The 11690-nt window shown below is 43.2% G+C and carries 10 protein-coding genes; 6 read left to right on the forward strand and 4 right to left on the reverse strand.

The genetic code is table 11. The features are described 5' to 3' along the window. Positions 1–6: 6 nt before the first annotated feature. Entirely contained in the window at positions 7–1056 is a 1050-nt protein-coding gene (gene purM / locus JFC07_RS09710) for a phosphoribosylformylglycinamidine cyclo-ligase (RefSeq protein WP_198328941.1), read from the reverse strand. 373 nt (positions 1057–1429) lie between these two features. Between purM and JFC07_RS09715 the strand changes: the two genes are divergently transcribed. The 3 genes from JFC07_RS09715 to JFC07_RS09725 all read left to right on the forward strand — a co-directional run bounded on the left by JFC07_RS09715 (position 1430) and on the right by JFC07_RS09725 (position 4351). After that, a complete protein-coding gene (locus tag JFC07_RS09715; RefSeq protein WP_198328942.1) occupies positions 1430–2536 on the forward strand; it encodes an AI-2E family transporter in 1107 nt (368 codons plus the stop codon). Between the two features lie 217 nt (positions 2537–2753). Further along, a complete protein-coding gene (hda, locus tag JFC07_RS09720; protein ID WP_068407080.1) occupies positions 2754–3557 on the forward strand; it encodes a DnaA regulatory inactivator Hda in 804 nt (267 codons plus the stop codon). Between the two features lie 95 nt (positions 3558–3652). Then, positions 3653–4351 (forward strand): DUF2057 family protein, encoded by a 699-nt coding sequence (locus JFC07_RS09725; protein WP_198328943.1) that lies wholly within the window; start codon positions 3653–3655, stop codon positions 4349–4351. Positions 4352–4510: 159 nt separating this feature from the next. On the opposite strand, the gene JFC07_RS09730 is transcribed toward JFC07_RS09725, so the two are convergent. Together JFC07_RS09730 and JFC07_RS09735 are read right to left on the reverse strand one after the other, a co-directional pair. After that, entirely contained in the window at positions 4511–4999 is a 489-nt protein-coding gene (locus tag JFC07_RS09730) for a Dps family protein (protein WP_102077250.1), read from the reverse strand. A 380-nt stretch (positions 5000–5379) separates the two neighbouring features. Then, positions 5380–6045: a YcxB family protein gene (locus JFC07_RS09735; RefSeq protein ID WP_068407072.1), complete on the reverse strand. Its 666-nt coding sequence runs from the start codon at positions 6043–6045 to the stop codon at positions 5380–5382. Positions 6046–6578: 533 nt separating this feature from the next. On the opposite strand from JFC07_RS09735, the gene serS reads away from it, so the two are divergent. From serS to JFC07_RS09750, 3 genes are all read left to right on the forward strand, one after another. Further along, positions 6579–7865, forward strand: a complete 1287-nt coding sequence (serS, locus tag JFC07_RS09740; RefSeq protein WP_193032155.1) for a serine--tRNA ligase — start codon at positions 6579–6581, stop codon at positions 7863–7865. 279 nt (positions 7866–8144) lie between these two features. Continuing rightward, positions 8145–10142 carry a transketolase gene (gene tkt / locus JFC07_RS09745; protein WP_198328944.1) on the forward strand — a complete coding sequence of 666 codons (1998 nt, stop codon included), beginning with the start codon at positions 8145–8147 and terminating at the stop codon, positions 10140–10142. Positions 10143–10455: 313 nt separating this feature from the next. After that, a complete protein-coding gene (locus JFC07_RS09750) occupies positions 10456–10647 on the forward strand; it encodes a hypothetical protein (RefSeq protein ID WP_198328945.1) in 192 nt (63 codons plus the stop codon). 160 nt (positions 10648–10807) lie between these two features. Here JFC07_RS09750 and JFC07_RS09755 read toward each other — a convergent pair whose 3' ends face one another. Next, positions 10808–11413: a YceI family protein gene (locus JFC07_RS09755; protein ID WP_198328946.1), complete on the reverse strand. Its 606-nt coding sequence runs from the start codon at positions 11411–11413 to the stop codon at positions 10808–10810. Positions 11414–11690: the final 277 nt, after the last annotated feature.

Genomic DNA, 11690 nt, shown 5'->3' on the forward strand with positions numbered 1-11690 from the left:
CTGGCATTAACGGTACACCACGGCGTCCGCTTCACGGCTAACCATTTCACCCAATTTCCAAGCTTTTTCGCCCGCCTCATTTAAGGTTTTAATAGCCGTCTCAGCTTTGTCTTTAGGTACAACGATGACAAAACCGACGCCGCAGTTAAAGGTGCGGTACATCTCGCTTTGCTCGATATTGCCTTGGGTTTGTAGCCACGTGAATAGCTCTGAGAACTGCCAGCTGCTCGTATCAATACTAGCGGCTAAATTATCTGGTAGTACACGTGGCAGATTATCGGTTAAGCCGCCACCAGTGATATGCGACATCGCATGTAAGGCTGAGCTACCAAGGCTATCTTGCAAGGCTTTAATGGCTTTAACATAAATACGTGTCGGCGCCATCAGTGCATCCTGAATAGGCTGACCATCTAATTGCTCATCGCTTGTCGTGACATCAACGCCGCTGACTTCGATGACTTTACGTACCAATGAGTAGCCATTAGAATGCGCGCCGCTTGAAGCAATGGCAATCAATACATCGCCCTCGCCGACGTTTTCACCAGTGATAACTTCCGCTTCTTCGACTACGCCGACGCAGAAACCTGCTAGGTCATAATCGTCGTCTTGATACATGCCCGGCATCTCAGCGGTTTCGCCGCCGATAAGCGCGCAATTTGATAATTTACAGCCTTCGCCGATCCCCGTGACAACAGTTGCCGCGACATCGACATCAAGCTTGCCCGTTGCATAATAATCTAGGAAAAATAACGGCTCAGCACCGCAAACCAATAAATCATTGACGCACATAGCGACCAAGTCGATACCGATGGTGTCATGACGGTTTAATTGTAATGCCAATTTGAGCTTGGTACCGACACCGTCAGTGCCCGAAACCAACAACGGTGAAGTATAACCAGTCGGAATACGACAAAGCGCCCCAAAACCGCCAAGTCCGCCCACAACCTCAGGGCGAGAGGTGGCTTTTGCCACTGATTTAATACGTTGCACCAACGCATCGCCGGCGTCAATATCAACGCCAGCATCTTTGTAGCTTAAAGAAGGCTTGTTACTCATGGTCATCTCACAAATTTATAAGGAATGAAAGTCTGTCAGTAGAAAAGCGGATCGGTCGTGTTAATTTTGCAGATAGTGCGCGCATTATACCCAAAAATGACCCTTAGCCGCAAAGCAACTTGCCAATATTTGGCGGATATTTGCAGAAGAGAGCTAATAAAGCTGTCTTAGGTGCAATAAAAAATTAAGAAACAAAAAATGACTGATTTTTTGTTCGACTCTGCGATAATAGAACGCCAAAGTCGTTGGCAAAACCTACGACGATGACGCTGCTAATGACCATGACAAATATAAAGCCGCTGAAGACATATTTCAGTGAACAAACCATTAGATGCCAGAATTTTACATAGACTTAATCGTAGGGTTACCCTTAATGATAAACCAACCAATAGATCCCTTTTTTCGGCGCTTATTTATCGTCGTTGCGATTGTTATAGCGGTATTCTTATTGTATTTGATGATGCCGGTTATCGTGCCGTTTGTCGTGGCTTTTGTACTGGCTTATTTATTTAATCCACTGGTTAAGCGTTTATCAAAATATATCAAGCGTTGTATAGCCATTATCATCGTTTATTCGACGATTACGCTTGGCATGGTGCTGCTGCTTTGGTGGTTAATACCGACCTTATGGCATCAACTGCAAGCGGCATGGGAATATCTACCCAAAGTATTAAATTGGTATAACCAAGTTGTACGTGAGTGGTTTATCAATAACAGCCGTATTCGTCTGCCAGAATTAGAAAGCAAAGGTTTCTCTGATACTTTGGTTGATTATATGCAGACCAATTATAAATTCGCTGATGCCAGCAGCATGATGAGCCAAATTTTGGTCTCTAGTATGAATTTTATTAATAATGCTGGCTTGATTGTACTGGTGCCGATTTTAACCTTTTATTTCCTATTTAATTGGGATCAGCGTCTGCATACTTGGAAAATGGCAATTCCGGCGCCTTATTGCAAAAAGGTGGTTTCCATTGCTAAAGAATGCGATCAAGCCTTAATGGCATTTATTAAAGGTCAATTATTGGTCATGGTATTATTAGGCGTCATTTATGCTGTACAGCTCCAGCTTATTGGGCTTGAGCTTGGTTTGATTATTGGTATGGTGGCTGGTATCGCAAGCTTCGTACCGTATTTAGGCTTTGGTATCGGCTTTATCGCCGCGATTATCGCCTCTTTATTCCAATTTGGTTTAGACTGGACTTATCTAGCCTTAGTGGTTGGCGCGTTTTTGGTCGGACAAGCGGCAGAGGGTTATATTTTACAACCGTTATTGTTGGGCGACAAAATCGGTTTATCGCCGTTATGGGTTATTTTTGCCGTATTGGCAGGGGCAAGCTTATTAGGTTTCGTCGGTATGCTGATTGCGCTACCGGTGTCCGCTGTGCTTAATGTCTTATTCCGTCATTTATACGCCTATTATCAATCGACTGACTTTTATAAAGGCCGTAAACAATTGGCGTTATTTGAAGAAAAATAAATCGCCCAGACAGTCTATGAATAATGATAGATTGGGCTTAATGGGTAAAAGACTTGTCAGTCATTTTGCAAATATGTTATATATAGGCGCAGTATTAACGGTATTTACCGTTATTAGGTTGGCTTTGCTAAATGTGAAAGTTAGCAAAGCCAGTTTACAGAATATTAGTCGTTTAGCCTTTTTAGTGATTGCGCTACGCAAACCGAGTTGATGATTCATGGCAGAAGCACAGCTAAGTCTCAATCTGGACATTAAGCATGATGCGAGTCTCAGCGACTTTGCCGGTCCAGGTTGGATGTCTATTATCGATGCAGTGCGGCAGCTACATGTCGGCCTGATAGGTCAGCTGTACCTATTTGGCAGCCCAGAGACGGGCAAGTCGCACTTATTATCCGCCATCTGTGAGTCGTTTATCGAGATGGACAAATCCGCGATTTGTCTGTCATTAAATGAGCTGATTCATACCGATGTCAATGTTCTATCTTCTTTAGAAAATTTTTCCTTGATTGCGATTGATGATTTAGAAGTGCTTGAGCAAAGCAGCCAATGGCAAGAAGCCTTATTTCACCTAATTAATCGTAGCCGAGAAGGACAACGGCAGCTGATTTTTGCCTCCAACAAACCTGCGACCGAATTACCGTTTCAGTTAACAGATCTCCTCACCCGTTTGGCGCAGTCACCAAGCTTTAAAGTGCCAACTGGTCATGATTTGGCAGACCGTCAAGCTTTGCTACAATCTATCTTACGCCGCCGCGGTTGGCAGTTTGATGAGCGTATTATCAATCATTTACTCACCGAAGGGCCGCATCGTATCGGCGCTATGATGGACGTCCTAAATTACATTCAGCCGATGTTTTCTAACCTTGGTCGTAGTAATATATCCAAAGCGGTCATTAGCGATGCGCTGCGCACGATTGATGAGCAGACGCTCGCCGCCGAGCTTGCTGATATCGCCCAAGAAACGCAAGGTGACAATGAGGTCGCTAATCAAGATCAACATACCATGCCGCTCGACTTTTAACCTTTCGTTTTTTGACCTTTAGCTTTTAATAATTAGTTTTTAATGTTCATAGACACGCCCTTTATACCGCTACTTTACTATCCTTGGAATAACTTATGAAACCAAACGCTTCTTTGCTAAAAAAACTGACTGTTGGCTCCTTATTGATTGCTGCTGGTTCAGTATCTATGTTATCGCACGCGGCAGTGACTCTGCTTGTTGATGACCATATCAAAGTGACCGCTATCAATGGGCAAGAAATCCAGCAAAGCCCGTTTCAGCCGCTGACGAAGTCGTTTACCTTAGAGCCTGGTCAGCATGCGATTACCGCTAAATATGATCGCTTATATAACTTGCGCCGTGATGAGCACGATTATTTGCGCTCGGGTAATGTGAGTGTGACGGCTGAATTAAAAGATAATCAGACCTATCGTCTCGTTATGCCAAATCAGCCAGAAAAATATGAAGCAGCAAGAGAGTATGCCAAGCGTCCAACCCTAGCGGTGCAACAGAATAATACAGTAGTTGCCAGTCAGCAAGCTTTGGAAGGCAGCCAAGGTGGTTTGCTATCAGGTTTGGGTAAAACATTGGGTGGTGTATTTGGCGGCGCAAATGATGCTGAGCTACAAAACCAACGTGCCATTGCTGCGTTAGGTCAACCTACTGCCAGCACTGTCAATACAGGTGCTGTGACCACAGTTCGGCAAACGACAAGCGCTGCTGCCTCTACCAGTACTTTAGATCAGTTTATGCAACTTTGGTTACAAGCAACGCCAGCCGAGCGTGAAAAAATACGTCAGTGGATTCAGAAGTAGAATAGGTTCAGCTATTGAAAGAGCTTAACGTTTATCGATTTTTAGCAAAGCGAACACAAAAAAAGCACCTAAATTAGGTGCTTTTTCCTTACTTACTATCTATTCAGTTAATAAACGAATTGAGTGATAAATGGTTTTATGTATTTATCTGTTTAGCCGTTATTTAGCCAAAAAAGCGTTATACATCCAAACCAGCTTTTCTTGTTGTTGTACATACTCATCAACTAAATCGGCTGTACCTTGGTCTTCAGCTCGTTCTGCCAATGCTGACACTTCGCGTTGCTCTTCAATTAGCGCTTGTAGGCCAGTCACCACACCTTGCACACAAGCATTACCGTCTTTAACGTTTTTATCTTCTTGAATGTTGGTATGTTGACTAAAGTCGCTATAAGCATGCAGTGGCGTGCCACCCAAGGTTAAGATACGCTCAGCGATTTCATCAATTTCTACTTGCAAATTGGTATATAGCTCTTCGAACTGTGGGTGCAAGGTGAAGAAATGCTCACCTTTTACGTTCCAGTGATAACCACGTACGTTGATATAAAACATATGATAGCTTGATAATAAGTCGTTTAACTTATCAATCACTTCGCTCATATCTGCTTTTTCTAGACCGATTTGGTTGGTTGCATTATTAGTATTACTCATAATATTATCCTTATAGTTTGAGTGTTGATTTAAGAGATTGGTTGTTTTTATAAACTTAGACTTAATCATCTAAGGCAAATGTAGAAGTCTAAGAGTGTAGCAAGTCCTATCCTGCATTGCTATGCTCGTTATATATCTTCTACAGGTTTTTAGGTATCTATACCTTGTCTGTTTATGCTTATTATAATAGCAAAGATACTATGATAAGTTAAATTCAATTAATCTAAGTCTGTGATTGATTTGATAGAATTATAAAGTCACAATATCCACGCTATTCATACTATTTTATAAAGCCAACACCTATACAAGTTTAATGCTGAATTATAAAAAACGACTAACCACAGCACTCTAAAAGCCACTTCTTAATTTAAAAGTCACTTTTATAGTTTTGCAGGTGGCTGTAAGTTTTCAGGGTTTAAGCCTTTAACGGCAATGACTTCTTGTAGGTGCTGACGTACGGTATCGATTGGGAATTTTTGCGCTTGTAAACGCTTAGGAATGATTTGGCTGCCCTGTTGACCTTTTAGCTCAAACATCATGAAGATGTAGTCATCGGTTTCATCCCAGCTTTTGACGGCGCTCCAAGGAATAACCGCTTGCTGAGTGCTACCAGCACGCATCTGCATACCGCGCATCTGATTGCTATTAAACATATCAGGCTGATTGACTGGCATTGCCATGACTAAACCATGCTTTTGCACGCCCAATTTCATCTGACGCATCTCATCAGGCATTTCTTGGTCAGCAACTTGTTTTTCAAACTCTTTTTTGACATACCATTTAAAGCCAAGGGTACGTACCAATAGATAAATGACCACCGCCGCTAGCATAAGCCAAAAGATAATGGTCGAATAACCAGTTAAAAAAACCAAGCCCGCGATGGCTAATATGACGACGACTGCCATAATAATCCACTCTTTCATCTTAATACTCGACAGACCAAACGACGGGCTGGCACTGGCAAATAGCTCATATTGGGCTTGATGAAATTCGGCCTCGGTTAGGTTTAAGGCGACAGGTTGAAGCGTGTAGGGGTACAGGGCCATAAAGGTTTCTCAGATACGTATTTTAAAAGCGTGGGATGAAAAGCGCCAAAGCGAGGCTGCGATGCCATACTTAGCGATGCTTGGCGGAAAGTAGAATAAAGATATGCGCTTATCTTACCGAAAACTGCTCTTAAATGAAACATATAAGCGGGTCTGTCGACCAATAGTTCGGTTATTTTTCAGATAGCATCCTTATTTATACTAAGGTCAATGAGAGAACTTGATGTATAAGAGCATGGCGTGACTTTTATTATTTGTTATTTAACCCATAAAGCTTGTGCAAAGAAAGTGCTAGACTGTGGCAAAATATAGCCAAAACATGGTCAAATCTGCTCGGTATTGGTATGATAGTGACTATTATTTATTATTCAGATTGACGTGGCCTTATGGCAAAGCTTTATAGTGGTTTTATAAGGCTTTGCGCGCTATTTTTTGTTTTATCTCATTTATGGCTAGTGATATCTAAGCACTATACTTGGCTACTATTTTCCCTTTTTATTTCTTACTCACTTTTGGCGCTACAGGCAACTATTATGATTGACCCAAAACTCTTACGCGGTGATTTAACGGATTTACAACAGCAGCTGGCCACGCGTGGTTATGCGCTTGATATGGCGTTTTGGCAAAGTATCGAAAACGAACGTAAGTCTTTGCAAGTCAAAACCGAAGAGCTGCAATCGCGTCGTAATGCCGGTGCTAAGCAAGTGGGTGCGCTAAAAAAATCGGGCGCAGATGCCAGCGAACTGTTGGCTGAGATGCAAAGTGTCAGCGGTGAGATTAAGACAGCTGAAGATGAGCTGCGTACCTTGCAAGAGCGTATTAGCCAAGCGGCCATGCAAATCCCAAATATCCCAGCCGCCGATGTGCCAGTCGGGACATCAGAAGACGATAACGTCGAAGTGCGCAAATGGGGAACGCCGCGCGCGTTTGATTTTGAGATTCAAGACCATACTCATATCGGTGAGACGCTAGGTATGCTTGATTTCGAAGCCGCTGCAAAGCTGACTGGTAGCCGTTTTAACGTCTTAAAAGGTCAGCTTGCGCAACTGCATCGTGCCTTGATTCAGTTTATGCTCAATACCCATACCATCAAGTACGGCTATACTGAAACCTACGTGCCTTATATTGTGAACGCTGAGAGTTTAAAAGGTACGGGTCAATTGCCGAAGTTTGAAGATGATTTGTTTAAATTGACCAATCATACCAATAACGAAGGTACAGATTTTTATCTGATTCCAACGGCCGAAGTGCCCATGACCAACTTGGTACGCGGTGAGCGTTTGGATATCAAAGAGCTGCCGTTAAAATTTACCGCCCATACGCCATGTTTCCGTAGTGAAGCGGGCTCGCATGGTCGCGATACCCGTGGTCTAATCCGTCAGCATCAGTTTGAAAAAGTTGAGATGGTCAATATCGCTACCGCTGAGCAATCAGATGACTTACTTGAGGCAATGACGGCACAAGCTGAGTACATTTTGCAGCAGTTGAATCTGCCGTACCGTGTGGTCAAACTATGTACTGGCGATATGGGCTTTGCCGCTCAAAAAACTTATGACATCGAAGTGTGGTTGCCAAGCCAAGATACTTATCGTGAAATCTCAAGCTGCTCAAACTGTGGCGACTTCCAAGCTCGCCGTATGGGCACGCGCGTTAAAGATGGCAAGCAAACCAGCCTAGCGCATACGCTAAATGGTTCAGGTTTGGCAGTCGGTCGTACGTTATTGGCAGTGATGGAAAATCATCAAAATGCTGATGGTAGTATCACCATTCCTGAAGCATTGCGTCCGTTCATGGGCGGAGTTGAAACCATTTTAGCTTAATGATTTAGTTTTTTATCTAAACTGCGGGTTGGTTGCTGACTCGCGGTTTTTTCATACGTATTGGTTTAATAAAACTGATACGAATGATTGTTAAATACAAACGCTTCTGTCAGCGCATTTTTAGATTGCCAGATGGCAAATATGTTAATATTGCATGTGATTTTATAGTCTATCTTTTGATGACATCCATTGTATTTTTGTCGTATTTCTGATGGATTGCCCTCTGAGTAACCCTTTCTCTTATGCTCCATACTTTTCATTCGAATATTAGGACACTCTATGCCGACCCCAATTAATGAACGCAAACTTGCCAATGCCATCCGTGTACTGTCGTTCGACGCGGTTCAAAAAGCCAATTCTGGACACCCAGGCGCGCCGATGGGCATGGCTGATATTGCCGAAGTATTGTGGCGCAAATTTTTAAAGCACAATCCTGCTGACCCGCAATGGCACAACCGCGATCGCTTTGTACTATCAAACGGTCATGGCTCGATGCTCATTTATTCCTTGCTGCATTTATCAGGCTATGACGTCAGCGTTGATGATTTAAAAGGCTTTCGTCAGCTGCATTCAAAAACTCCAGGCCATCCTGAACTTGGCTATACGCCAGGGATTGAAACCACAACGGGTCCACTAGGTCAGGGTATTGCCAATGCCGTTGGTTTTGCGATTGCAGAGAAGACACTAGCGGCGCAGTTCAACCGTGACGGCCATAACATCGTTGACCATCATACTTATGCGTTCTTAGGCGATGGCTGCTTGATGGAAGGTATCAGCCATGAAGTTTGCTCATTGGCTGGCACGTTAGGTTTGGGCAAATTGGTCTTTTTCTATGATGATAATGGCATCTCAATCGATGGCGATGTCGAAGGCTGGTTCACTGATGATACGCAAGTGCGCTTTGAGGCCTATGGCTGGCAGGTCATCAAAGTCGATGGTCACGATACCGATGAGATTACCAAAGCCACTGAGCAAGCCATTGCTGAGACCGCTAAGCCAAGCTTAATTATTTGTAAAACGACGATTGGTGCGGGTAGCCCGAACAAGCAAGGCTTAGCAGCTAGTCATGGTGCGCCGCTTGGTGATGATGAAATCGTCTTGACCCGTGACGCTTTAGCATGGACTCATGCGCCGTTTGAATTAGATGACGAAATCTATGAAGCATGGGATGCTAAAGCTAAAGGCGACGTACAGCAAAAGAACTGGGATGCGGACTTTGAAGCCTATAAAAAAGCCTATCCAGAATTGGCAAGCGAGCTACTACGCCGCTTAAACGGTGAATTGCCAGCGGATTTTGAAAGCCAAGCACAAGCCTATATTCAGCAAACGCAAGAGCAGGGCGGTGATGTTGCCAGTCGTAAAGCCAGTCAAAATGCGATCAATACCTTACAGCCGTTACTACCAGAATTGTTGGGCGGTTCAGCGGATCTGGCAGGTTCAAACCTTACGCTATTTAAAGGTGCGAAAGGCATCGAAAAAGACGCTGACGGCAACTATATCTATTATGGCGTGCGCGAGTTTGGTATGACCGCGATTGCCAATGGTATCGCGTTGCATGGCGGCTTTATCCCTTACGTGGCAACCTTCCTGATGTTTATGGAATACGCGCGTAATGCGGTACGTATGGGCGCACTCATGAAGCAGCGAGTGATTCATGTTTATACTCATGACTCTATCGGTCTGGGTGAAGATGGCCCGACGCATCAGCCAGTTGAGCAATTAACGAGCTTACGTACCACACCAAATCTACGCACATGGCGTCCGTGTGATGCGACCGAATCTGCTAGCGCTTGGGTTGAAGCGATTAAGTCCGAAAACAATCCATCAGCATTGATCTTTAGCCGTCAAAGCTTGCCACATCAAGCACGTGATAGTGAGCAAGTCGCTAACATCGCTAAAGGTGGCTATGTGTTAGCGAAAGAGGAAGGTGAGCTACAAGCGATTATCATCGCGACAGGTTCAGAAGTTGGTCTTGCTATGCAAGCGCACGCAACATTGAGCGCAAATGGCGTTGGCGTCCGTGTCGTCTCTATGCCATGTGCCGAGATTTTTGTAGAGCAAGATGCTAGCTACCGTGAAGCGGTATTGCCAGCTAATATCCGCGCCCGCGTAGCGGTAGAAGCAGCACACGTCGATTACTGGTATAAGTTTGTCGGTCTAGATGGCAAAGTCATTGGTATGACGACTTATGGTGAATCCGCGCCAGCTGAGGAGCTATATCAAGAGTTTGGTATTACTACGGAAGCGGTGGTTGATGCGGTGAATAGTTTGGTTTAATAAACCTAACTTAGTTAGCGTTTAAACAAGAAAGAGCTACTAGAAAAATATGGTGGCTCTTTTTTTTGTGATTAACTTTTGGTTTTGAAATATTATAAAAAGCCCTGTAAATAGATTGCTGGGTAGGTTAGTGTCGAGACTTAATGCACCATGAGTCGTTAAATGGTAACGCAAAGTTCGACCAGCCGCCCTATAACCAAGCTTAATGTGTTTTTTTAGTTGACCGTGGTTAGTGTTATATCTATTTTGCTAATTTAAAGCGAGCTTAAGGACGTGTACCTGTTTTGTACTGGCACGTTGATTAATAGACAAGGTGCGTCAAAAAGAGCTAGATAAGCATCATCAAAAAGAACAGGCCAAAGTTGATAAGAAGATTCAAGCAATGATAGACGATATCAACCAAAAGGCAATGAAAAAGCAGGAAAAAATAGATACTAAAATTCAGAAGAGAAGAAATAAAATAGATAAGACTGGTATAGCAGAAGAGCAAATATGGCAGTACTAAAAACGTTAGAAAATATGTTTATAATATTTAATCTATTTTCGAGTGATTTTTAGGTCATAATATTTTTAAATAATTAAGCGTTTCTGTAAAGAACGTCTTGAAAATCTATAATGTTATCTACCCAACTTAGAAATTCTAAGTTGGGTTTTTTGTCACTTAATCAATTAGCTGCAATCAGCTTCCCTGATATTTCAAGCGGAATGATATTGCTAATCAGTTTCGGGAAAGCTGTCACTCCATAGCTATAGCGATCGACCATACCTGTCGCGCGAAACTTTAACGTCGGTTGAGAGGTGGCGGGGTCAATCTCTACATCAGATAAAGTCACTCTTACCGTTAACGGTTTGGTTTGACCTAAAGCGGTAAAGTCGCCCGTGACATTGGCTTCTTTCGGCGTAATCATCTTGATCTTTTTTGAGACAAACGTCATCGTCGGATATTGCTGCGTATTGAGCAGCTCTTTACGGCGCAAAAAAGAGTCACGTAGCTTGCGCTCGGTATCGATGCTATCGGTATGCACGGTAAAATTAATGGTCGTACTCTCAGGCTTTTTGACGTCATAATTGATCGCGCCATTTACTTTACGAAACTTACCGTCAGTGGTCGCCTTGCCTAAATACTTGACCTCAAAATCAGCGCTGGTCTTAGGCACGTCCAGTTTCCACTTTTGTGGCATCGTGTTGGCGGCGACTCCCATTATAGGCAAAGATAATAATAAAGAGGTACCAAGCGTAATCTTTAACAAAGAGGCGGCGCGAGTATTCATACGTATGATCCAAAGGGTAGTAATAAAGTCGTCAGTATTGAACATGCTTTTAGAGCATAACTGAGCGTTATAACTGAAATATTAATGCAATAGCCTATTACAATTGTGCTGTTTCAATGTATTATTAAAGTTATGAGCGATTTAGAAGTAAGTCTTATACTGGCTTATCGCTTAAAATAACCAATTTGACTTTTTATCAAAAAGCGCCGTAAAACCATGTCTCTTCTAGGGCGTGGATATCAGGCGTCAGCTATTGTCGCTCAGCCTTAAAACAGAC

The organism is Psychrobacter faecalis, from assembly GCF_016107575.1.
Classification (GTDB): domain Bacteria; phylum Pseudomonadota; class Gammaproteobacteria; order Pseudomonadales; family Moraxellaceae; genus Psychrobacter; species Psychrobacter faecalis.